General features: G+C 65.6%; 25 protein-coding genes. All 25 read left to right on the forward strand.

The annotated features are described in order from the left end of the window. Nucleotides 1-5 precede the first annotated feature (5 nt). The 25 genes from nusG to OSH07_RS15570 all read left to right on the forward strand — a co-directional run bounded on the left by nusG (nt 6) and on the right by OSH07_RS15570 (nt 21,086). Entirely contained in the window at nt 6-530 is a 525-nt protein-coding gene (gene nusG, locus OSH07_RS15455) for a transcription termination/antitermination protein NusG (RefSeq protein ID WP_266339565.1), read from the forward strand. A 90-nt stretch (nt 531-620) separates the two neighbouring features. Beyond that, a complete protein-coding gene (locus OSH07_RS15460) occupies nt 621-1,076 on the forward strand; it encodes an HNH endonuclease (protein WP_266339566.1) in 456 nt (151 codons plus the stop codon). 122 nt (nt 1,077-1,198) lie between these two features. Further along, nucleotides 1,199-1,663, forward strand: a complete 465-nt coding sequence (locus tag OSH07_RS15465) for a P27 family phage terminase small subunit (RefSeq protein WP_266339567.1) — start codon at nt 1,199-1,201, stop codon at nt 1,661-1,663. After that, a complete protein-coding gene (locus OSH07_RS15470; protein WP_266339568.1) occupies nt 1,660-3,435 on the forward strand; it encodes a terminase large subunit in 1,776 nt (591 codons plus the stop codon). The genes OSH07_RS15465 and OSH07_RS15470 overlap by 4 nt, the downstream gene beginning before the upstream one ends. Continuing rightward, the gene (locus OSH07_RS15475) at nt 3,432-4,718 is read left to right on the forward strand and encodes a phage portal protein (RefSeq protein WP_266339569.1); all 1,287 of its coding nucleotides are present in this window, start codon (nt 3,432-3,434) and stop codon (nt 4,716-4,718) included. The genes OSH07_RS15470 and OSH07_RS15475 overlap by 4 nt, the downstream gene beginning before the upstream one ends. Then, a complete protein-coding gene (locus OSH07_RS15480; RefSeq protein WP_266339570.1) occupies nt 4,702-5,301 on the forward strand; it encodes an HK97 family phage prohead protease in 600 nt (199 codons plus the stop codon). Before OSH07_RS15475 ends, OSH07_RS15480 begins: the two co-directional genes overlap by 17 nt. 48 nt (nt 5,302-5,349) lie before the next feature. Then, entirely contained in the window at nt 5,350-6,630 is a 1,281-nt protein-coding gene (locus tag OSH07_RS15485) for a phage major capsid protein (protein ID WP_266339571.1), read from the forward strand. 60 nt (nt 6,631-6,690) lie between these two features. Further along, a complete protein-coding gene (locus OSH07_RS15490; protein WP_266339572.1) occupies nt 6,691-7,152 on the forward strand; it encodes a hypothetical protein in 462 nt (153 codons plus the stop codon). 1 nt (nt 7,153) lies between these two features. Next, nucleotides 7,154-7,783, forward strand: a complete 630-nt coding sequence (locus OSH07_RS15495; RefSeq protein ID WP_266339573.1) for a head-tail connector protein — start codon at nt 7,154-7,156, stop codon at nt 7,781-7,783. Then, entirely contained in the window at nt 7,784-8,110 is a 327-nt protein-coding gene (locus OSH07_RS15500; RefSeq protein ID WP_266339574.1) for a hypothetical protein, read from the forward strand. Then, entirely contained in the window at nt 8,110-8,778 is a 669-nt protein-coding gene (locus OSH07_RS15505; RefSeq protein ID WP_266339575.1) for a hypothetical protein, read from the forward strand. Before OSH07_RS15500 ends, OSH07_RS15505 begins: the two co-directional genes overlap by 1 nt. Before the next feature lie 2 nt (nt 8,779-8,780). After that, entirely contained in the window at nt 8,781-9,215 is a 435-nt protein-coding gene (locus OSH07_RS15510; RefSeq protein ID WP_266339576.1) for a phage tail terminator-like protein, read from the forward strand. 24 nt (nt 9,216-9,239) lie between these two features. Continuing rightward, nucleotides 9,240-10,715: a phage tail tube protein gene (locus OSH07_RS15515; RefSeq protein WP_266339577.1), complete on the forward strand. Its 1,476-nt coding sequence runs from the start codon at nt 9,240-9,242 to the stop codon at nt 10,713-10,715. Between the two features lie 43 nt (nt 10,716-10,758). Beyond that, on the forward strand, nt 10,759-11,160 hold the full coding sequence (locus OSH07_RS15520; protein WP_266339578.1) for a hypothetical protein: 402 nt from the start codon (nt 10,759-10,761) through the stop codon (nt 11,158-11,160). A gap of 98 nt (nt 11,161-11,258) precedes the next feature. After that, on the forward strand, nt 11,259-11,528 hold the full coding sequence (locus OSH07_RS24525; RefSeq protein ID WP_420909641.1) for a phage tail assembly chaperone: 270 nt from the start codon (nt 11,259-11,261) through the stop codon (nt 11,526-11,528). Then, the gene (locus OSH07_RS15525; RefSeq protein ID WP_266339579.1) at nt 11,515-14,226 is read left to right on the forward strand and encodes a phage tail length tape measure family protein; all 2,712 of its coding nucleotides are present in this window, start codon (nt 11,515-11,517) and stop codon (nt 14,224-14,226) included. The genes OSH07_RS24525 and OSH07_RS15525 overlap by 14 nt, the downstream gene beginning before the upstream one ends. Continuing rightward, nucleotides 14,226-14,849: a hypothetical protein gene (locus OSH07_RS15530; RefSeq protein WP_266339580.1), complete on the forward strand. Its 624-nt coding sequence runs from the start codon at nt 14,226-14,228 to the stop codon at nt 14,847-14,849. Before OSH07_RS15525 ends, OSH07_RS15530 begins: the two co-directional genes overlap by 1 nt. Further along, nucleotides 14,849-15,481: a hypothetical protein gene (locus tag OSH07_RS15535; RefSeq protein WP_266339581.1), complete on the forward strand. Its 633-nt coding sequence runs from the start codon at nt 14,849-14,851 to the stop codon at nt 15,479-15,481. Before OSH07_RS15530 ends, OSH07_RS15535 begins: the two co-directional genes overlap by 1 nt. Next, nucleotides 15,478-15,894 carry a DUF6950 family protein gene (locus OSH07_RS15540; protein ID WP_266339582.1) on the forward strand — a complete coding sequence of 139 codons (417 nt, stop codon included), beginning with the start codon at nt 15,478-15,480 and terminating at the stop codon, nt 15,892-15,894. Before OSH07_RS15535 ends, OSH07_RS15540 begins: the two co-directional genes overlap by 4 nt. 1 nt (nt 15,895) lies before the next feature. Continuing rightward, nucleotides 15,896-18,394, forward strand: a complete 2,499-nt coding sequence (locus OSH07_RS15545; RefSeq protein ID WP_266339583.1) for a phage tail protein — start codon at nt 15,896-15,898, stop codon at nt 18,392-18,394. Continuing rightward, the gene (locus OSH07_RS15550; RefSeq protein ID WP_266339584.1) at nt 18,394-19,335 is read left to right on the forward strand and encodes a hypothetical protein; all 942 of its coding nucleotides are present in this window, start codon (nt 18,394-18,396) and stop codon (nt 19,333-19,335) included. The genes OSH07_RS15545 and OSH07_RS15550 overlap by 1 nt, the downstream gene beginning before the upstream one ends. 4 nt (nt 19,336-19,339) lie before the next feature. Next, complete coding sequence (locus OSH07_RS15555) at nt 19,340-19,711, forward strand: hypothetical protein (protein WP_266339585.1); 372 nt, start codon at nt 19,340-19,342, stop codon at nt 19,709-19,711. Next, on the forward strand, nt 19,711-20,103 hold the full coding sequence (locus tag OSH07_RS15560) for a hypothetical protein (RefSeq protein WP_266339586.1): 393 nt from the start codon (nt 19,711-19,713) through the stop codon (nt 20,101-20,103). The genes OSH07_RS15555 and OSH07_RS15560 overlap by 1 nt, the downstream gene beginning before the upstream one ends. A 13-nt stretch (nt 20,104-20,116) precedes the next feature. Continuing rightward, complete coding sequence (locus OSH07_RS15565) at nt 20,117-20,485, forward strand: hypothetical protein (RefSeq protein WP_266339587.1); 369 nt, start codon at nt 20,117-20,119, stop codon at nt 20,483-20,485. Beyond that, nucleotides 20,478-21,086 carry a hypothetical protein gene (locus OSH07_RS15570; RefSeq protein WP_266339588.1) on the forward strand — a complete coding sequence of 203 codons (609 nt, stop codon included), beginning with the start codon at nt 20,478-20,480 and terminating at the stop codon, nt 21,084-21,086. Before OSH07_RS15565 ends, OSH07_RS15570 begins: the two co-directional genes overlap by 8 nt. The last annotated feature ends 8 nt before the right edge of the window (nt 21,087-21,094 follow it).

Below are 21,094 nucleotides of genomic sequence, written 5' to 3' on the forward strand. Positions count from 1 at the left end.
CTTTGATGGCAGGCGAGTTCGATTGGTACGTCGTCTACACTGTCCCGCGTCGTGAGATGGCGACGCGGGACAGGCTGCTGAGAGCGGGCTTCGAGGTCTACCTGCCGCTGGGCAAGAAGTGGATCAAGCCTCGGCATGTGAAGGCCGAGCGCGAAGTGCAGGTGGCCGTTTTCCCTGGCTATATGTTCGTCGCGATAGAGGCCTGCCCGCGCTGGTACCAGCTGCTCCAGGTCGATGGCGTCGGCGGCATCCTGACGAACAACGAGCGGCCGGTTCGCGCCCGGTCGGAGCTGGTAGACGCGCTGCGCTATGCACAGGACTGCGGCGAGTTCGACCAGGTCAGGGCGACCAGTCCGGATCTCATTCATAGAGATGCATCGGTGACGATTATCTCCGGTCCGCTAGTGGGTTACGAGGCGCGCGTCGCCTCTTTTGAGCAGGGACAGGCGCGCGCCATGGTGTCCGTTCGCATGCTTGGAGGCGTGAGGGAGGTCAGTGTGCCGGTTGACCTGCTTCGGCTCTTGGCCTAACGCTGGCCACAGGACGAGCGCGCTCGATCTGTCGCACCGGAAACGGCGAGTGGCAGGGCGCCCCCAGGAGGCGGATCCCCGCTCTCCACGATGGATTTCTATGCCCGGCACGCAGCGATGCGGTCGGGCATTCGTCTTCCTAGGGTATGGCTACCTGGCAAGCGCGGCATATACGTCGTGTATGAGCGCGATCGCGGTTCGTCCCGACATCGCGGCTACACAGCCGCTTGGGATCGAGCGTCGCAGCAGTTCAAGCGACAGCATCCGTGCTGTCTTGGCTGCAAGGCGGTCGGCAAGGTGACCGCCGTCGATGTCACTGATCACGTTGAGCCGCACCGAGGCGACCAGGCCAAGTTCTGGGATAGCTCGATGTGGCAGCCGTGCTGCCGATGGCACCACGATGTGGTGAAGAAGCGCCTCGAGCTGATGTTCGACAGCGGCGAAATCGGCGTCGCCGACCTCTGGCTCGACAGCCGCGCCGCCCAACGTCTCACCCGCCGCCTCCAGCCTCGTCGCCTCGATGCCGATGGCTGGCCCATGGGGTAGGGGTGGCACGGGCTCTGGAGCGCCTGGGGTGCCGGACCGCTCAGGGCAATTCTGTGTGGCGAGCGGAAATTGGAGACAAAAAGCCACTTTCGAGAAGTGGCCTGTGATCCGGGAAACTGATCGTGCGTGGACGGAAGCCTCAGAACTCGAACGTCGTACCGCTGACAGAAGACGTCCGGCGGCTCGACTTCGAAGCATCGGCCAAGGCGAAGGCGAGGAGCCTCAAGCCTCGTGGCCTCGAGCGCGATGTGTCGAAGGTCTGGGACCGGCTGGCGCCATGCGTCTGCCATCCGACGGTCAATCGGCTGGCGGCGCATATGGTCGAATCCTTCGTGATGCTCTGCCGCTGCATCGCTCGTCACGAGCGGCTTCGCGCAGCCATGGAATTGGAAGGCGAGACCTACGAGACGCAGACGCGCAACGGCGCTCAGCTGAAGTCGCGGCCCGAGGTCGGCCAGATGAACGAGAGCTTCCGGCAGGCGCTGACCCTGTTGCGGGATTTCGGGCTCACGCCTGCGGCCGAGCGAGGCATTAAGGCGACGTCCGATCAGGGCGATTTCGACTTCGGCGACGGTGACTTCGCGTGACCGATGCCGTCACCAAATGGGCCGAGGACGTTGCGGCCGGGCGTATCGTTGCGGGTCCGAATGTCCGCAATACCGCCAAGCGCCATCTGACCGATCTGGAGGATGGTCCGAAGCGAGGCCTGTTCTGGGATGTCGCAGCTGCTGAAGACGCAATCGGGTTCTTCCCGCGCCGCCTCCGCTTGAACGGCGGTGACTTCGAGGGCCGCCCGTTTGAGCTCCATCCGAGCCAAGCCTTCCGGGTCGGCTCGATCTTCGGCTGGAAGTGGCGCGACACCAAACTGCGCCGGTTTCGCCGCTTCTACGACGAGGAAGGCAAGGGCAACGGCAAGAGCCCGATGCTGGCCGGCATTGGCCTGCTCGGCCTGGTAAAGGATCCAGAACCGCGTGCAGAGATCTACGCCGCTGCGTCGAAGAAGGACCAGGCCATGGTCCTGTTTCGTGATGCTGTCGCGATGCGGGACCAGTCGCCATCGCTGAAGGCGCGCGTGAGGTCGCACGGCATCGACCCCGTGTGGCAGTTGTCCTATGCAGGGCGAGGCAATGACCGGCGCTTCTTCAAGCCGATCTCATCCGATGACGGCCAGTCGGGGCCGCGACCGCACTTCGCGCTCTGCGATGAAGTACACGAGCACAAGAACCGCGACACGATCGATCTGCTCGAGCGCGGCTTCAAGTTCCGCAAGCAGCCGCTGCTGGCGATGGCGACCAACTCCGGTACGGACCGGAACTCGATCTGCTTCGAGGAACACCAGCACGCGGTGAACGTCGCGGCCGGCCTCATCCAGGATGACACGACCTTTTCCTTCGTCTGCTCCCTCGACGAGATGGACGACTGGGAGAACGATCCCACCTGCTGGGGCAAGCCAAACCCGCTGCTCGACGTCACAATCACGCGCGACTACCTGGCCGGCGTCGTGGCGCAGGCAAAGGCAATCCCGGGCAAGCGCAACGGCATCGCGCGGCTGCATTTCTGCGAATGGACCGACGCCGAGTCGGCGGCCTTCTCGCGCGAGGCCTGGATGGCCTGCGTCGGCGATGTCGATGTCGATGCGCTGGTGCTTGCCGGCTATCCCTGTTTCGGCGGCCTGGACCTCTCGCGGGTCCGCGACTTCACGGCACTCACCCTGACCTGGGTGCTCGACAACACCAAGGATCAGGAAGTCTTTGCATCGAAGACATGGTTCTGGACGCCCCGTGATACGCTGGCGCGGCGCGCCGCCAAGGATGGCGCCCCTTACGATGTCTGGGAGAAGCAGGGCTTCATCGAAGCGGTCGCCGGCGATCGTGTTTCCTATCGCTGGATTGCCGAGGCGCTCGCCAAGATCTGCGCCGTGACCCATCCCGTCGAGATCGGCTGCGATCAGTACGGCCTCGAACAGCTCCGCGACCACGTCAACGAAATCGGCGCCGATCTGCCGCTCACGATCCACCCGCAGGGCTTCCAGAAGCGGATCATCGAGAAGGAGCCGGGCGCCGTCGAGGGGGAGCAGGAGCTGTACCTCTGGATGCCGGACAGCATCAACAAGCTAGAGAACGCGCTCTTCGAGAAGCGCCTCCGCATCGACCGCAACCCGATGATGAACAGCTGTGCGGCAGCCGTCGTCTATCACGAGAACAGGACGGGGCATCGGATGTTTGCCAAGGACAAGGCGTTCGGCCGTATCGACGGCATCGTCTCGAAAGCGATGTCGATCGGCGTCGCCACGCTGCGGAGCAAGCGCGTCATCACCTCCCCATGGGATGATCCCGAGTTCAGCCTGGTGTCGGCATGAGGTTTCTCGGGCTTCGGGTCGAGCGTGAGACACGCTCGGGAACTTCGCTGGAAAACCCAACGATTCCGGTGAGTGCCGAAAACTTTCTCGGCTTCTTCGGGATGCAGGGCGTCGATCTGCCCGCGGTTACGACTGACACGGCGCTGAAGGTGCCGGCCGTCATGGCAGCCGTCGCCTTTCTGTCCCGGACACTCGCCGCCGTCCCGAAGCATGCCTACCGCGAAACCGCCGAAGGACCGGTCCGGGTCAAGGGTAAGCTCGGCACGATCGTGCACAAGAGCCCGAACGACCAGATGGGCGCCTTCAAGTTCTGGCAGTTCTTCTGGCAGCAGGTTTTTACGGGTGGACGCGGCCTCGCCTGGATTGAGCGCAGCCGCCCGGGTGCCGCCGGAATTGAGGGGATGTGGCTGCTCGATCCGACCCGCACCACCATCCAGCGTGATGGTGTCGAACTTGCCTACAAGTCCGGCGGCAAGACATATCCAGGCAGCGACGTGATCGATGTCCCGTTCATGCTGAGGGCCAATCAGCTATCGCATTATGGGCCGATCAATCTCGCCTCCAAGGCCATCCAGTTGGCGCTGGCGATGAATGACTATGCCAGTACGTTTTTTGCCGGCGGCGGTGTTCCGCCGCTGGCTCTGACGGGACCGCTTCCGGCCGGTGCGGACGCCCTGAAGCGGGCGATGGCGGACATTCATCGCGTCATCGATGCCGCCAAGAAGAGCGCCAAGCCGGTCTTTCCGCTGCCGCCGGGACACGACCTCAAGCCCGTCGGCTTTGATCCGGACAAGGGGCAGATGACCGAGGCGCGTAAGTTCCAGACCGTGGAGATCGCGCGCGCCTACCAGCTGCCGCCTGTGTTTCTCCAGGATCTTGAGCGGGCCACCTTCACCAATGCCGAGCAGCAGGACCTGCACCTGGTCAAGCACCTGATCGGCCAGTGGACCCTGGCGCTCGAGGACGAGCTGAACCTGAAGCTGTTCGGTCGGCTCAATCCGACGCGCTACATCGAACACAATCTCGACGCGCTTATGCGCGGCGACTTCAAGAGCCGGATCGAAGGCCTCGCGCGTGGCGTTCAGTCTGGCCTGCTCACACCGAATGAGGGGCGGGCGATCGAGAACCGCCCCAACCACAGGAATTCCGCGGCGGATGAACTGTTCATGCAGGGGGCGACCGTTGAACTGGGTCGTCGTGCCACGCCGCCCGTCTTGTCCGGTCCGGCGCCGCCGGCCGAGGCCCCCTCGGATGTTGGAGACACGAATGACGACGCGGCCTGAAGCGGAACAGCGATCGCTTGTCCTACCCGTCGAGCGAAGGGCGGAAGGAGATACGACAACTGTCTCCGGATACGCCGCCACCTTCGGCGATGTCGCCGACATTGGCGGGTACTTTAAGGAAGTTCTGGCGCGCGGTGCCTTCACCAAGACCCTGCAGAAGGCGGATGTCCGCGCCTTTTTCGACCATGACCGTGGCCGGGTGCTCGGGCGTACCACCGCCGGAACGTTGCGTCTGCAGGAGGACGCGAAGGGGCTCGCGGTCGAGATCGATCTTCCCGATACCTCCGACGGGCGCGACATCCGCACGCTGATCGAGCGGGGCGACATCAGCGGCATGTCGTTCGGCTTCGTCGTGCTGCGCCAGGAGTGGGACGAATCTGGCGAGATCCCGCTTCGCACCATCCTCGAGGTCGAGCTTCGCGAAGTCTCGATCGTCTCCGAGCCGGCCTACGACGGCACCTCGATCGCGCTGCGATCGCTCGACAGTGCCCGCAAGGAAAAGCGCAGACAGAATTTCACGGCCGCCGCCTACCGGCTGCGGATGAAAACCAACCTGGATCTCAGGATCCGGAGTAAAGCCTAGGCATCGCGCCAAGGCCCAATCCCCTCCATTTTCGGAAAGGATTGACCGATGCTTAATCGGATCAAGGAACTGCGCGAGAAGCAGGCAATCATCGTTGCCGAGGCTCGCGAGCGTCTCGACCAGATCGGCGCCGAGACCGACGAGGCCCGCGCCAAGGAGCTGGAAGCCCAGCATGACAAGGCGATGGCTGAGCACGACCGGCTCGAGAAGCAGATCGAGCGCGAGGAGCAGCTCGTGGCCGCGGAGAAGCGGCAAGAGGAACTGCGCGCCCGGCTGCGGCCGATTCCGCCGGAAGGCGAGGCGCGCGGCCAGGACGAGGGCGACCAGCCCGAGTACCGCGAGATCTTTCACAAGTTCCTGGCGCATGGCGGCGACCCCAGCGAGCTCTCCGCCGAAGAGCGGGCGGTGCTGCGTGCCGGCGCGGTCGCCAATGCCGAATTCCGCGCCCAGTCGACTTCGGGCGGCGGCGGCTCGGCCGGCGGCTACACCGTGCCGGTCGAGCTGGCGAACGAGATCGTCAAGTCGATGAAGGCCTGGGGGCCGATGTATGACGAGGACATCTGCACGGTCTTCAGCACGACGAGCGGTGTGCCGATGAAGATCCCGACGGTCGATGATACCGCCGTCACCGCCACCGCGCATACCGAGGGCGCCGCGCTCACCGACACCGGCGACAAGGATGTCACCTTCGGCCAGAAGTCGCTCGACGCCTACGTGTTCGACACGCATTTCGTGCGGTTCTCGTTCGAACTGGCCCAGGACTCGATGTTCAACGTCGAGACGTTGCTCGGCAGCCTGCTCGGCGAGCGGCTCGGGCGGATCGCCAACAGCCAGCTCTCGGTCGGAACCGGCACGAGCTCGCCGAACGGCGTCGTTGCCGCGTCGAGCCTTGGCCGGACGTCGGTCGCCGCCGCGGCGATCACCGGCGACGAGATCATCGATCTCGTGCACTCAGTCGACCCGGCCTATCGCCAGTCGCCCAAGGTGCGCTTCATGTTCAACGACCTGACGCTGGCGGCCATCCGCAAGCTGAAGGACGGCCAGGGCAACTATCTCTGGCAGATGGGGGACGTCTCCAAGAGCCAGCCCGGAACGCTGCTCGGCTACCGCTACAGCATCAACCAGGCGATGGATTCCCTCGCTGCCGCCAAGAAGGTCATGCTGTTCGGCGACTTCGGCAAGTACTACGTCCGCAAGGTCGGCGCGCCGGCGATCGGCGTGCTGCGCGAGCGCTTCTGGCCCGATCTCGGCATCGCCGGCCTGATCCGCTTCGATGGCGAGCTCGGCGACAGCGCCGCCGTCAAGCACCTCATCACCGCCGCATCGTAGGCCGCAGCGCACAGCCAGGCGGGCGGCCTCCGCCGCCCGCGAAACCCGAGGAGAAACATCATGAAAGTGCGGATGCTCGTCAGCCTGGCAGGGTCTCACTTTGCCCTTTCCCGCGGCGACGAAACGGATCGCTTCGACGAGGTCCAGGCTGCCCGGCTGATCGAGGCTGCCTATGCCGTGGCCGTCGAGCCGACGGCTGGCGGTGCCGTGCCTGGGCCCGTATCGGCGGCGGATGTCGAACCGGTACAGATCGAACCGTCGGCGGGTGAGGCGCTGGATGACGAGGGCGCCGCCGCGTCCACGCCTGCGGAGCTGGCCGAGACCGAGGGCCAAGTGGCCACGGCTGCGGTCGAGTCCGGAGTTGCGCCCGTAGCGGATGAGCGTGACGGCTCGGCCGCCGACGCCGATTCCGGGGCTTCTGAGCCGGCGCAGCCCGCGCTCGCGTTGCCGGCAGAGATCGAGCCGCAGGCCGGCGGAGAAGCGAGCGAGAAGGCCGGCTCCCCTCGCAAGCGGCGCGGCTGACGTGTGGCGCGCAACGAAGCTTCTGGAGGGGCCGGCCGAAGAGCCCGCCACGGTCACCGAGGCTGCCGCGCAATGCGGGATTTCGCTTACCGCTTCGAACCGGCAGTCGGAGCTCGAGCGGCATATCTCCACGGCCCGCGAATTCGTCGAGCTCCATTGCAGCGTCCGCCTGGTAACCCAGACAATCGAGATGAGCTGCGACGATTTTTCGGACCTGACGTCGTTGCCTGTGGCTCCCATCCAGGAGCTGCTGGCGATCGCTTACACCGACCTCGACGGTAGTAGCGTGATCGTCCCCGCCGATATCTATCACGTCGATGCCGACGAGCTGTCGCCGATGATTGGTCTGAGCCCGGGCCGACAGTGGCCTGCGAAGAAACCAGGGTCGCGGATTGTGACTACGGCCGTCGCGGGATATGGCTCGCCGGAGCGAGTGCCGGCACAGATCCGGTCCGCCATACTTCTGCTGGTCGGCCTCGCGGCCAGCCTGGCGGGCCGGGATGCGCTCGTTCGCACCGAGACGGTCGAGGGTGTCGGCTCGACCCAATTTGGCGGCGTCGTCGAGGTCTCCGGATCTGTCGAGCGCGCCGTGTCCGCGCTGCTCTCCAACTATCGCCGCTGGCCGCTGTAGATGACACCCGACGCCGCCATTGCGATGCTCGACCGGACGGTCGCGCGTCACGGCCAGACGGTCATTCTGCGACGGGCCACGGACGACCTGACCGCGCGAGGCTTCGTGCGCGACTACAAGCCGGAGGAGATCGTCGGCGGCATCGCCCAAGGCGATACCAACATTGCGCTTTCGCCAACCCAGATTGCCGGTTCGCAATTTGACGCCGCGCCTATCAGGCGCAACGACAAGGTCGTCATCCGGGGTAGGGTCCGCAATGTCGAGGCTGCTGATTTCGTGCTGATCGACGATCGGCTTGTGCGGATCAACCTGCAGGTCCGCGGCTGATGGCCATCGCCTCGCGGATCGACTCGATCGAGCGCGACATCGCCGTCATGCTCGACGAGACGTTGTCACCGGAGGCGCGCAGCCTCGAGCTGGCGTCATTCGCCCGGCGCGAGCTGGCCGAGGCGCAGCGCATCAACCTGCAGGCGCTCGGCCAGGTGCCGCCGCATGACACCTATGTCGACGGCCGCGCCGGCGCTGCGATCGAGACCGTGCGGCCGGATGGCGTCGTCGTCTTCGAGTTCGAGATGTTGCAGGACATCTTCGCCCAGATCGGCGAGATGCTGGTGCAGGCGTCGCCGATCCGCTCTGGGCGCTATGCGCGGTCGTTCCTGTTCCTCGCTGACGGCGTTGTGGTTGATCCGGGCGCAGCCGTGCCGCCGGCATCGGAATATGTCTTCGTCAGCTCGGTCGCCTATGCCCGCAAGATCGAGCGCGGCCTGTCTTCGCAGGCACCGGACGGCGTCTTTCAGGCCGTCGCCGCCATCGCAGCGCGGCGCTTTTCCAATCTTGCCTCGATCTCCTTCACCCATGTCGTGCTGCAGGCCGGCCAGATCGACGAATGGGCCAACACCGCCAGCGCGCTTCGCCATGCCCGTCGGCATGGCCGCCGTAAGGCGCCCGGCGAGTGGCTGCGCCGCCAGCCGGCGATCAAGATCAGGACGCACTGAACATGCCCTTGCAACAGGTGGTGGCCGCGGTCGAGGCGCGGCTCGCGGACGGCTGGACGCATTGTCCGGTTCGCGGCTTTGACGACAACAACGGCGACACGCCGGACGATGGCTCGGCCTTCCTCGTCGTTCAGTACCCGGTTTCGATGTCGGACCAGATCACCATCGGCGCGCCGGGCAGCAACGTCTTCCGGGAGGAGGGCGCTTTCCGCCTGGTGCTGGCGATGCCGCGCACTGTCGATGGGCGACTGCTGGCGCTGATCTGGACGGACGAGCTGGCGCGGCTCTTCCGCGGCAAGCAATTCGGCGCCAGCGACACCTTCATGGGCGTGACGACCTATGCGCCGACGTCGCCCGCAATCGAGGACGACACCGACAACGGCAACTACCTGCTGCTCTCGATCGCCGTTCCCTACCAGGCCGATCTGCTCGGCTGATCTTTCACCCTACGGAGCCGTACCATGGCCGACCTTCAGTCGACGAACCGCGTTGCCCTCGCCAAGGTTCGGGAAGCGACCTTTGGCGTCACGCCGCCGAATCCGGCATTCAAGAGCATCCGCCAGACCTCGTCTGGTCTTTCGGCGAGTCCCCAGACGGAAGTTTCGGCCGAGATCCGGCCGGACCGTCAGGTGACCGATCTGATCCTGGTCGGGATCCAAGCGGGCGGCGACGTTGGCGGTGAGCTGTCCTTTAGGTCGGCCGATGACGATCTCGAAGAGGCCCTGCAGGGCACATGGTCGAGCAAGCCGGCGATCGAGGTCGCAACGACCGACACCGAGATCTCGGACGTCTCCGCGACGACGCTGACGGTCGGCGCCGGGCTCGGCTCGCCTTTCAAGGCGAACCATCTGGTACTGCTTTCCGGACTGCCTACCGCGGGCAACAACAAGGTGGCCAAGGTCACCTCGTCGACCGGCACGACTATCGTCTTCCCGGCCGCGACCTTCGCCGCCGAGACGGATCCGATCCCGGTCGGCGCCGCGGTGCGCGTCGTCGGTTTCGCCGGCGCGGCGGCCGACATCTCCGCGGTCACGGCTGGCGGCAATGCGCTGGCGTCGACGGCGCTCGACTTCACGACGCTCGGCTTGCATGTCGGCGAGTGGATCCTGATCGGCGGCAAGGCGGCGAACAGCTTCTTCGCGACGGCCGGCGCGAATGGCTGGGCTCGGATCGCGGCGATCGGAGCGAACCGGCTGTCGCTGGAGAATGTGCCGGCAGGCTTTGCGGCCGACGCCGGTACCGGCAAGTCGATCGAGATCTATGCCGGCGACTTCCTGGTGAACGGCTCGACGAAGCGCTCGAACACGATCGAGCGGCAGTATCTCGACCATTCGCCGGTGACCTACGAGTATCTGCGTGGTCAGACGCTCGACCGGCTGTCGGTCAACGCGCCGGCCAAGAAGCCTGCCGCCTATACTAAGTCCTACATCGGCGCCGACGCCGAGGTCGCATCGGTGCGGTTCGCTGGCGTCACAGACGTTCCGGCGCCGACCTATCCGGTGCTCAACACATCGTCGAATGTCGGTCGCCTCGGCTTCGACGGCGCGGCTCTCTCCGGCCCGAACTTCGTCATGTCGGCGCAGTTCGAGGTGAACAACAATCTTCGCCGCCAGGACGCCGTCGCCCATCTCGGCGCGGTCGGCATCGGCAATGGCGAATTCTCGGTGACCGGTACGCTCGAGACCTATTTCGGCGACGCCACGGTCTACCAGAAGGTCATCAACAACACGCTGACCTCCTTCGACCTGCGTCTCGGCCGCCAGGACGGCAACAAGGAAGCGCTGCTGTTCGATTTCCCGTCGATCAAGCTCTCGAGCGGCTCGCCGGGCGTCTCCGGCAAGAATGCCGACGTGATGCTGTCGGCCGGCTTCACCGCGATCATGGACGCCGTGAAGGGCTTCACCATGAGCATCGGCCGCTTCTGGTTCCTGCCGTAGGACGGCGCCGCTTCCCTCCCTCTGTTCAACCCGGACCCTCACGATGAAACTCGCAAATCTCAAGATCGATTCCGCCAGGCTCGAGCATGGCGATTGGGTCGGCGACATCCCCGGCCTAGGCGACATCCGCCTGCGTGTGCGTGGTCTCGGCAACGACGACTATCGCCGGCGCCAGTCGGAGCTTTCCGCCGCGCTGCCGCGCCACCTTCGCAAGGAGCCGGCGGAGCAGGATAAGATCCTGAACACCCTGATCGTCGAGACCCTGCTCGAGGGCTGGGAGAAGGTCGAGGCCGATGACGGCAAGCCTCTGGCCTTCACTCGCGAGAATGTGCTGGCGATCCTCTCCGATCCCGACATGCGAGCGTTCAGCGACGGCGTGATCTGGGCGGCCGGCGCCGTCTCCGAGCGGCGCAAGTCCGATCTCGACGACGACGCGGGAAACTGACGGGCGCCCTCAACTGGCATCTCCAGTGGGGGGCGCATGCCGAACGGATCGCGGCTGCGGCAGATGAGAGTGGACTGCCGCTCGGCGACCTGCCGTTCCTGGCGACACGCGAGGATCCCGACGAGGCGACACGCTTCGTCTGGGATGCCTTCTGGTGCCTGACTACGGATCGCCCGGTCGGCTTTGCGACCGGACCCATCCCTTGGACGGCGATAGACCGTTTCGCCATCCGCCATCGGCTCGATGATGCCGACAGCTTCGAGCGCTTCCATGCCCTGATCCGGGCGATGGACAGCACCTATCTCGACCACCTCGAGCGCGAGCGCGAGAAAGCCCGGAAAGACCAGCCTCACAATGGCAACGCTTGAAACCATCCGGCGACTGTCGGTCCGTGGCAACTCGGAGGGCCTCGACAAGGTCGCGGCGGATCTGCGCCTGGTCGACACGGCGCAGAAGCAGGTGGCGGCCTCGGCCGGTCCGCTTGGTGTCGCCACCGATACCGTCGCCAAGAAGGTGACGTCTTCGGCCGGCGCCTATGACCGGCTGCGCCAGTCGATTGATCTGGACTATCGTGCCCAAGTGCAGATGGAAAAGGGCCAGCGGATAATCAATGCTGCGCTCGAGCAGGGCGTCATCGATACTCAGGCGGCAGCCGAGGCGGTCGAGAGGCTGACGGCGAAGTATGCCCGAATGGATGCGACGCTAGCCGCGACGAACGCCAGAAGGGCTGAGATTGCCGCGCTGATGGCGCAGCAGACCGGCCAGAACTTCAATCAGGATCTCTCGGCGAGTTTTGCGCCCGGTGGCAAGTCTGCCCGCGACAGCGCCGCTGTGTTCGAGGATGCCGCGCGCGCCGAGCAGCAGATGGCGCGCGAGGCCGCGCAGCTACGCGCCCAGATCGATCCTCTGGGTGCAGCGCTAGATCGTCTGAACGACGAACTGGCACAATATACCCGGCTCGCCGATGCCGGCGCCATCTCCGCCGGTGAGCTGGCGCAGGCACAGGCGATGGCGAGAGCGCGATACGAGGCTACTGCCGGCTCTCTCACGCGCGTCGCCGGCGGTAGCAAACTGGCTGCCCATGAGGTGACGAACCTCACCTATCAGCTGAACGACATCGCGACCGGTCTCGCCACCGGCCAGTCTCCCTTCATGATCCTGGCCCAGCAGAGCGGACAGGTCTCGCAGATCTTCGGCAGCCGTGGCATTCGCACCGCGCTCGTCGGCACCTTCCAGGGCCTGGCGTCGATGATCACACCGGTGACGCTCGGCATGGCGGCGCTGGCTGCGGGTGGCTATGCGGCCAGCCTGATCTTCAGGAAGATGCGCGGCGATTCCGAAAGCCTCGAGTCCGTGCTGAAGCGCCACCAGTCCGTGATCCAGACGCTGAAGGCGAGCTATGGCGATGCCGCTCCCAAGCTGGAGGCGTTCGCGGCGGAGGGACGCAACGTCGCCGAAGTGCTGGCGCGCATCCAGCAGAACGATCTGCAGGACCAGATGAAGAAGGCTTCCGAGGCCCTGCGCTATGGCTTCGGTGACCTCGCCCGCGGTGCGAGCGGCGGCGGCTTCGCGCTGGCCGAACAGTTCGAGGCGCTCGAGGCGCCGCTGAACCGGTTCTTCGAAAGCGTGCGCTCTGGCCAGCCGGACGTGCGCAAGCTGCGCTCGGAGGTTGCCAACCTGGCCAACCTCGATCCGACCAACGAGGCGCTCGGCAAATCCGTCAAGAAGCTGATGGAAATCACCGACACGGCCAATCAGGCGCAGGGCTCGCTCCTTGGGCTGACTGGCGGCTTCGACTCTGCCGGTTCGGCGGCCCGGCGCAACCAGGTCAGCCTCGACAACTACGCCAATGCCCTCAAGACGATCTCGCAGATCGCCCTGCCGCAGCTCTCAGACCTTGAGCAGGTGGACCGGGCGCTCGATACAGCGCTGGGCAGCACAGCTAGCGCTGCCGATCGAGCCGCCGCGATCAGTGCGGCCGAATCTGCCCGCCAGCGTATCGCCGACAGCAAGGTGCCGCTGCCGCGTTCGAAGCCGAACTATCTCGCCGCCAATCCGGATGGCAGCTATGGCGCCGCAGCCGGCAAGGCGGCGGAGCGCGACGCCAACGCCTATCGCGACCTGGTCAAGAATGCACAGGATCGCATCGACCAGCTGCATGTCGAGATCGAGACTGTCGGCATGGCGGATGCTGCGGCCGAGAAGTACCGCATGCGGCAGGAGCTGCTCGCGAGCGCGACTGACAAGGGGCGGAAGGTCTCCGAGCCGATGCGCAAGGAGATCGAGAAGCTGGCCGATGAATATGCGGCGCTGGCGGAGCAGGTGGCGAAGGCGCGGCTGCAGCAGGATCTGCTTTTCGATCGGCGCCAGCTTGGCCGCTCGGCGATCGATCAGACGGTGGCGGCAACGCTGCGCGGCGCTGGCCTGCCGGAGGACATGAACTCGACCGAGGCGCAGATGATCCGCCTCAACGAACAGCTGGCTATCGGCAAGGATATGGCGATGGATTTCTCGTCGAGCTTCATCTCCGGTCTGCGCGACGGTCAGTCGATCCTCGAGGCGCTCGGCAACTCGCTGAACCGCCTCGCGGATAAGCTGATCGAGATGGCGACCGACCAGCTGATCAGCGGCCTGTTCGGACAGCTCTCCGGCGTGCTCGGCGGCGGTGGCGCCATCACGGGAGGCCTGTTCGCCAACGGCGCGGCGTTCTCTGGCGGCAACGTGATCCCGTTCGCAAACGGCGGCATCGTCACCCGGCCGACACCCTTCCCGATGTCCGGTGGTCGAACTGGCGTCATGGGAGAGAAGGATTTCGAGGCGGTCATGCCGTTGCGCCGCCTGGCTGGGGGGAGGCTCGGCGTCGAGGCCGTTGGCAATGGCGGGGGCGGCGGCAACGTCATCACCTTCGCCCCGTCGACGACAATCACCGTGCAGGGCGGGGCCGATAAGGACACGCTCGCCCGGCTCCAGTCGGAACTCGATCGGCGAGATCGAAAGCTCCGCGCGGATCTGCCGGGCCTCGTTACCAAGGCGCAGGTCCGCGGCCAGTTTCAGGGGCGCGGTTGATGGCGAATACCGACCTTATGGCGGCGCTCGTCGTCGCCAGCGTCAAGTTCGGCCTGAGCTACGGCCAGGAAACGTCGGGCCAGGCCGGCGGCACCATTCGTGTCGCCGACTTGCGTTCACCTCTCTGGACCATGGAGGCGGAATGCTCGACGCTGACCCTCGACCAGTTGCTCAATGTCGAGACGCTGATCGACCAGATCGGCGGCTCGAAGGGCAGCTTCTACGCCTGGGATCCGCGCCGGCCTTTTCCGAAGCTCGACCCGGACGGTTCCGGTCTTGGCGCCAGCGCAGTCAAGATCAACAGCCTCGGTACCGACAATCGGAGCTTGTCGCTGAAGGGGCTGCCGGCCGGTTACGTGCTGTCACGCGGCGATCCCCTCTGCTTCGATTTCGGCGGGCGTCGCGCGTTTCACCGGATCTCCGCCGTATCGGCGGCTGCGAACGGTGGCGGCGTCACGCCGGAATTCGAGGTGGTGCCCAACCTGCGCGCCGGCGCTGCGACGAACGCCGACGTGACGCTGAAGCGTTCGACCGTCGAAATGCGGCTGGTGCCGGGATCGTTCAATGGCAATGCGCAGGGGATGCTCGGTTCGATCAACCTGCAAGCGGTGCAGGTGGTCTGATGCGTGACGTTGATCCTGCCGAACTCGCCGCGATCCAGGCCGGCACCGTCGTCGCGCGCACGCTGATTTCCCTCACCGTGAAGGATCGGCTCACCGGCAACCCCGTCCCGCTCGGCTTCTGGATGGATGCCGGGCCGGGCGCCTTCAATGTCATCAACCCGCGCACCGGGGCAACCGAGGCGAGGAGCTTCATCGGCGACGCCCTGATCAGTGTTGGCGAGATCCCGCTGATCTCCGACATCTCGGTGCGTGAGGTTGAGGTCGTGCTGGCGGCGATCGATGGTGACGTCCAGGAGGCGGTGCGGACCTATGACGTGCGCAATGCGCCGATCGAGATCCACCGCGTCTACCTCGATCCCGTCACGATGGTCCAGGTCGCGCCGGCGCGCTGCCGGTTTCTCGGCCAGGTGGACACGGCGCCGATCGAGACGGCGGCCGAGGGCGGCGCTTCGACGGTGGCGATCTCCTGCACCTCGACGACCCAGGAGCTCCGGCGCCGCAATCCGGATGTCGGATCGCACGAGAGCCAGATCCTGCGCAGCGCCTCCGATGACTTCGAGCGCGACGCCGGAGTTGTCGGCGACTGGACGCTGTTCTGGGGCAGGAAGCAGGAGAAGGCAGGACAGAGATGAGCGCGATCCAGCGCCGCGACGATTGGCGGCCGGCCCTGCATGAAGCGATCGAGGCGACCAGGCGCGAGCCGTTCCAATGGGGCGAACGCGACTGCGCGCTGTTCGCGGCCGACTGCGTCAAGGCGATGACCGGGATCGATCTCGGTTTCGGCTTTCGTGGCAGCTATGACGACGCGGCCGGCGCCGCCAAGGCTCTGCGCCGTGCCGGCTTCTCGGATCTGCCTGATGTCGTCGCCAGTTTCTTCGAAGAGATCCATCCGGTTCGCGCCGGCGTCGGCGATATTGCCGCGATCGAGACGGCGGAAGGCTGGGCGCTTGGCGTCTATGGCGGGCCGCGTGTCACCGTGCTGCGGCCGGACGGGCTCGGCAGCGTCGACCGCTCCATGGTCACCAGGGCATTCCGGGTTCCCTGACATGCGTTTCATCGTGGTGATCTTCATAGCGCTGGCGCTTCTCGCCGGCGCGATCGAGCCCGCCCGGGCTCTGCCGATCGGCGCCGCGATTGCCGGCTTCATCGGTCTGACCGGCACGCTTGCAACGGTGGTCGGCACGGCGATTGCCGGCGCCATTGGGATTGGCTTCTCCTATCTGTCGCAGACGCTCTTCGGAAAGAAGCCGCAGCAGGGTGTTGGTGGCGTCTCCGGCAAGCTGCAGAGCGGCGGCGCGCTGCCGCGCTTCTTCATCCTTGGTCGTGCCATGACTGGCGGCCAGCTCCGCTACGGCGGCACCTGGGGCGAGGTCGACAACACGCCGAACGCATTCCTGTCGATGGTGATCAAGCTGTCCGACCTGCCGGTGCAAGGGCTGGCCGAGATCTGGGTCGGTGGCGAGAAGGTGACCTGGAATCCGGCCGCGACGCCGGGCGGCAACGGCGTTGCGATCCCGGAATATCGCAACGACAGCAAGGATCATCTCTGGGTCCGTTTCTATGACGGGCGCCAGACCGCGGCCGACAGCCTCATGGTGTCGAAGTTCGCGGGTTCGGCGCATCCTTATCTGCCGACGCGGGTCGGCACCGGCATCGCCTATGTCGTGATGACGGCGCGGCTCAACGACAAGCTCTGGTCGGGCCTGCCGCAGTACAAGTTCGTCGTCGACGGCATCCCGCTCTATGACTGGCGCGCCGACAGTTCGGCCGGTGGCGATGGCGCGCAGCGCTGGACCGATCCGTCGACCTGGGCCGGCTCGCCCGACAATCCGATCGTGATTGCCTACAACATCATTCGCGGCATCCGCTTCGCCGGAAAATGGTTCTTCGGCGGCCAGACAGTCGCGGCGCCGCAATTGCCGCTGTCGACCTGGACGGCCGCCGCGAATGAGTGCGACCGGCTGGTGGCGGCGATCGGTTCGGGGACGGAGAAGCAGTTCCGCGCAGCCGGCGAGATCTCGCTCGAGGCGCTTCCGGCCGACGTGCTCGCCGAGTTGATGAAGGCCTGCAACGGTCGTCTGGCCGAGGTCGGCGGCATCTATAAGCCGCATGTTGGCGCAGCCGGCTCCGCCATCTTTTCCTTCACCGACGCCGATATCCTGACGTCGGACAAGCAGTCGCTGGAACCGTTCCCGTCGCTCGACCAGGCGGTCAATGCGGTCACGGCCAAGTACGTCGAGCCCGGCGAGGGCTGGGTGCAGAAGGATGCGCCGCCGCTCTATTCGCTGACGCTCGAGGCGGATGATGGCGGCCGGCGCCAGGCCGTCGACGTCGACTATGCGCTCGTCTTCTCCGGCACGCAGGTGCAACGGCTCATGAAGGCGGCCCGCGATGAATCGCGCCGATTCCGTCGCCACAACCTGCCGATGCCGTCCTATTGCTCGATCTTCGAGCCGAACGACTTCGTCGCCTGGTCGAGCGACCGCAACCGTTATTCCGGCAAGCTCTGGCGCATCGACGCCGTGCAGGATCTCGCCAATCTGAACAGCGGCTGGACGCTGACCGAGGTGGATCCGAGCGACTACAACCTTGGCGCCCTCACGCCGATCGTCATCGCGCCGACGCTCAACCTGCCGCCAGCGGCGCAGATGATCATCGACTGGTCGGCGACGCCGGTGACGATCAATGGTGATGAGGGCAGCCAGCGTGCCGGCATCCGCCTCGCCTGGGACCCGAACGTCGATGATGTCGATGGCGTGCAGTTCGAGATCCGCCTTGCCGTCGACGGCACCGTCATCTTGCAGAGCGAGACGGACCGCTATGACGCCGGCGCAATCCTGATCTCGCAGAACATCCTGGGCCGGACGCAGTATCAGGCGCGTGGCCGCTATCGTCCCGCATCGCCTCGCGACACCGCCTGGTCGGGATGGTTGAACGTCCTGACGCCGGATGTGGCCGAAGGCATGACGCAGCAACAGGCCTATGAGCTGGCGCTCAACACCAACGATGCCCGCGGCTCGATGCAGGAACTGCAGCGCCAACTCGACGAGGTGATCGATCGGATCGCGCTCGACGGGGCCGAGAATGTCGGCGCCGACTACATCCAGCGCGCGGCGATCCGAGGCGACCTGGTCGCTGCCATCCAGCAGGTGACGCAGGCCTACATCGCCGGCGACACGGCGATCGCCGACCAGACCACCGCGGTCAACGTCAAGGCCGACCAGATGTCGGCCGGCGGCTTCGTGAAGTTCGCGGCGACGGCGGCGCCGTCAGGCGTCGACGTGCGGTTCCAGATCTTCCTGAATGCCGGCTCGGTCGGGACGCCGAACTGGAAAGAGGCCGGCATGGTGCTCGACATCGTCGGTGGCGTGTCGCGCTGCATGTTCCAGGTCGACAAGTTCTCGATCGGTAACGGTGCCACCAATGTCGTTCCGTTCGCGATCGTCGATGGCGTCGTCTACATGAGCGGCGTGGTGATCAAGTCCTCGAACAGCGTCGTCCAGCTCGATCTGCGCAACGACGCCATGATCTTCACGGAGCCCTGATGGTCGCCACTCCTCGCCTGTTTGCGGGCCAGCTGTCGCCGGGCGATTGGCGGGCTCGCGTTTCAAAGCCCGGCTTCGATGCATCCGATCCGAGCCTGACACGCGACAGGCTCGATTTCGACACGGCCTGGCCCTTCGCCGGCAACATTCATGCGGTCGCCAGCCGCAGGATCATTGGCATCAATGCAAGCCAGAGCCCTGGACCGGACAATTCGAGCCCGCTGCAGATCTTCTTTCCCGCGCTTCCCTATGTCCCGTGCGTGAAGGTGTTTCTATCCAGCCCGGACGGCAGCACGATCTGGTGGCGCGAGGATATCGGCCCGCTGGCGCCAGGAGCGGGATCGCTCACCTATGAGGCCTACAACGACCGGGTGGTGATCTATTCACAGTCGGGGCAGTTTCGCTTCAACCATTACCTCTGCGCCATCGTCTTCAAGATCCCGGCGCGCGATCTGGACATCGTCGGCGACGATCCGCACCCACTGGCGCGGATGATGATGGGCAAGCGGGGCAATGAGTATGGTCTCTACGTCTCGCGGCCAGGTTTCGACGTCGAGACCTGTTCGAAGGCGCAGATGGTCTTCAGTTCCGACGACGACTTCTCGGTCATCAACAAGACCTATGCGCCCGCCTCGAGCCGGAAGGGCGCGGCCGACAGCCCCACGGACAACGTCTATACCGACATCGATTTCACCTACGAGTGGAAGGGCTACTACCCGATCATCTTCTTCTTCGGGACGTTCAACGGTGCCCAGAATGACCAGATCTACACCCTGCCATCCGACAAAGAGGTGAACACCTATGGCTCGGCCTACCCGATGTCCGGATACGTCATTACAAACTCGCCCGGTGTAGCGCAGGCGAAGATCCGACGTTGGGGCAACGGGGTCTGGGGCAATGTCTCGATCATCGTGATCGACAAGCCTGTGCCGACGGACTGATCTCATGCCGATCACCCGTGGCTACATCGGGCTGCGCGAAGGCCAGTTCGTCTTCCAGTTTTCCAGGCCCGGCTATGACGTGCTGACGGCGCCCGCCTCCGGCCTGGTCTTCGACTCGACTGCCAAGCGACTTCGGCCCCTCCTGTCGGGCATCACTGCCGCCCTGCCGACGGGAAACACGAACATCCCGCTGCCAAAGACGTTCACCGGCCTGCCGCTGATCCTCGTTGATATGTTCTACGGCGCCAGTGGCGTGCGCGGACCAGGGCGGGGGTTCGAGGTCACCTATCGCCGGGCCAGCAACTATTTCACGATCAACAACACCACGGCGGGCGCAGTGTTTTCTTACAACGTCTTCGACAACGAGATGACCTGATGCGGTTGTTCTATCACGATGCCGAGGGCAGGCTGACCGGCCAGGCCTCCGGGGCCTTTTCGCCAGAGGAGTTGGTCGGCCTGGCGGAGCGTCAGCTGTTTCTCACGGTCCCGGACGATGCGGCCTTCGCCCAGAGCTATGTGCTCGACGGCGAGCTTGCCGCCCGGCCGGTGGCGCCGATCACGATCAACCGCACCGAGATCCCGGCCGACAAGCTCAGCAAGGTCAAGATCGCCGGCCTGCCGGATCCCTGCGTCGTGCTCGTCGACGGCGAGCCCGTCACGGTCGCGGGCGGGCTGCTGGAGCTGACGGCCGACATGCCTGCGACCTATTCGATTGTCTTCGACCAGTTCCCGTACATGCCCTGGTCGGCCGAGATTACGGCCACCTAGCCGGAGCCTTCCCTTGAAAATCCGACTGACGAAGAACCTGGACCCGTTCCGGGCGGGCGCCCTCGCGCATCTCGACGAGTTCGTCGGCCAGCAGATCTACGCTCAGACGGCGTCGCCGATCGCGATGCTGCGGGCGCGGAAGCTGGCCGAGGCGAAGCGCGTGCTGGCAGGCGAGGGCGGGGCGCCGATGCTGAAGGCCGAGGCCCGCGCCAAGGGGGTCCGGGTCGCCGCACTGGCGGCATCTGTCGTCGAGAAGGCAACGGCCGGGGCGGAAACGCTGGCGACGATCGAGGCTCGCCGACAGGCGACGCAGGCCGCCATTCGTTCCGCGCCGCATCCGGCCGCCATCGAAGCCGCGCTCGAGGAGTTCCTGAATGGCTGACAGCACCTATCACGCCGGCTCGATTTCCGTCGCCGCCGGCGGTCTTGCCGTGCTCGGCACGCTGACGGCGTTCCTGAGCCAGGTGAAGCCCGGCGATACGCTGCTGAAGGGCAACGGCTTTGCGGTGATCGAGGCGGTTCCGAGCAACACCAGCCTGACGCTGGCGACGCCCTGGAATGGCACCATGCTCACCGACGAGCAGGACTATCGGATCCTGCGCACTGGCGTCGGCTGGCACTCCGCCGTCGAGATCAACGCCCGCCTGACGTCGATCGTCGCGGCGCTCGAGGCGGGCATCGGCTTCAAGCCGGACGCGACCGGCGCGCTCACCGATCGCGCGGCCAACAACGCCGCAGCGAAGGGCTTCATCTTCGTCCGCACCGACGTCGTGCCGTTCCAGATCTACATCAAGGCCAGCGCGACCTCCGGCGACTGGGCCGGGCCGACCAGCATGCAGGGCAATGCCGGCACACCCGGCGCGCCCGGCGCGACGACGGCCGACGTGCTCGCCGCGCTCGGCATTCCCTTGATCACCATCAGCACCAACGACCCGACCGGCACCGCGCCGGAAAATGCGCTCTGGCTGAAAGTTCCCGCCTAACCAAAGGA

The sequence above is a fragment of the Kaistia nematophila genome (assembly GCF_026343855.1).
Lineage (GTDB): Bacteria > Pseudomonadota > Alphaproteobacteria > Rhizobiales > Kaistiaceae > Kaistia > Kaistia nematophila.

What these genes read in the sequence shown, in the direction of transcription:
- nusG (WP_266339565.1), top strand. Translation starts at nt 6, where the DNA reads ATGGCAGGCGAGTTCGATTGGTACGTCGTCTACACTGTCCCGCGTCGT.
- OSH07_RS15460 (WP_266339566.1), top strand. Translation starts at nt 621, where the DNA reads ATGGATTTCTATGCCCGGCACGCAGCGATGCGGTCGGGCATTCGTCTT.
- OSH07_RS15475 (WP_266339569.1), top strand. Translation starts at nt 3,432, where the DNA reads ATGAGGTTTCTCGGGCTTCGGGTCGAGCGTGAGACACGCTCGGGAACT.
- OSH07_RS15480 (WP_266339570.1), top strand. Translation starts at nt 4,702, where the DNA reads ATGACGACGCGGCCTGAAGCGGAACAGCGATCGCTTGTCCTACCCGTC.
- OSH07_RS15485 (WP_266339571.1), top strand. Translation starts at nt 5,350, where the DNA reads ATGCTTAATCGGATCAAGGAACTGCGCGAGAAGCAGGCAATCATCGTT.
- OSH07_RS15490 (WP_266339572.1), top strand. Translation starts at nt 6,691, where the DNA reads ATGAAAGTGCGGATGCTCGTCAGCCTGGCAGGGTCTCACTTTGCCCTT.
- OSH07_RS15500 (WP_266339574.1), top strand. Translation starts at nt 7,784, where the DNA reads ATGACACCCGACGCCGCCATTGCGATGCTCGACCGGACGGTCGCGCGT.
- OSH07_RS15505 (WP_266339575.1), top strand. Translation starts at nt 8,110, where the DNA reads ATGGCCATCGCCTCGCGGATCGACTCGATCGAGCGCGACATCGCCGTC.
- OSH07_RS15510 (WP_266339576.1), top strand. Translation starts at nt 8,781, where the DNA reads ATGCCCTTGCAACAGGTGGTGGCCGCGGTCGAGGCGCGGCTCGCGGAC.
- OSH07_RS15515 (WP_266339577.1), top strand. Translation starts at nt 9,240, where the DNA reads ATGGCCGACCTTCAGTCGACGAACCGCGTTGCCCTCGCCAAGGTTCGG.
- OSH07_RS15520 (WP_266339578.1), top strand. Translation starts at nt 10,759, where the DNA reads ATGAAACTCGCAAATCTCAAGATCGATTCCGCCAGGCTCGAGCATGGC.
- OSH07_RS15525 (WP_266339579.1), top strand. Translation starts at nt 11,515, where the DNA reads ATGGCAACGCTTGAAACCATCCGGCGACTGTCGGTCCGTGGCAACTCG.
- OSH07_RS15530 (WP_266339580.1), top strand. Translation starts at nt 14,226, where the DNA reads ATGGCGAATACCGACCTTATGGCGGCGCTCGTCGTCGCCAGCGTCAAG.
- OSH07_RS15535 (WP_266339581.1), top strand. Translation starts at nt 14,849, where the DNA reads ATGCGTGACGTTGATCCTGCCGAACTCGCCGCGATCCAGGCCGGCACC.
- OSH07_RS15540 (WP_266339582.1), top strand. Translation starts at nt 15,478, where the DNA reads ATGAGCGCGATCCAGCGCCGCGACGATTGGCGGCCGGCCCTGCATGAA.
- OSH07_RS15545 (WP_266339583.1), top strand. Translation starts at nt 15,896, where the DNA reads ATGCGTTTCATCGTGGTGATCTTCATAGCGCTGGCGCTTCTCGCCGGC.
- OSH07_RS15550 (WP_266339584.1), top strand. Translation starts at nt 18,394, where the DNA reads ATGGTCGCCACTCCTCGCCTGTTTGCGGGCCAGCTGTCGCCGGGCGAT.
- OSH07_RS15555 (WP_266339585.1), top strand. Translation starts at nt 19,340, where the DNA reads ATGCCGATCACCCGTGGCTACATCGGGCTGCGCGAAGGCCAGTTCGTC.
- OSH07_RS15560 (WP_266339586.1), top strand. Translation starts at nt 19,711, where the DNA reads ATGCGGTTGTTCTATCACGATGCCGAGGGCAGGCTGACCGGCCAGGCC.
- OSH07_RS15570 (WP_266339588.1), top strand. Translation starts at nt 20,478, where the DNA reads ATGGCTGACAGCACCTATCACGCCGGCTCGATTTCCGTCGCCGCCGGC.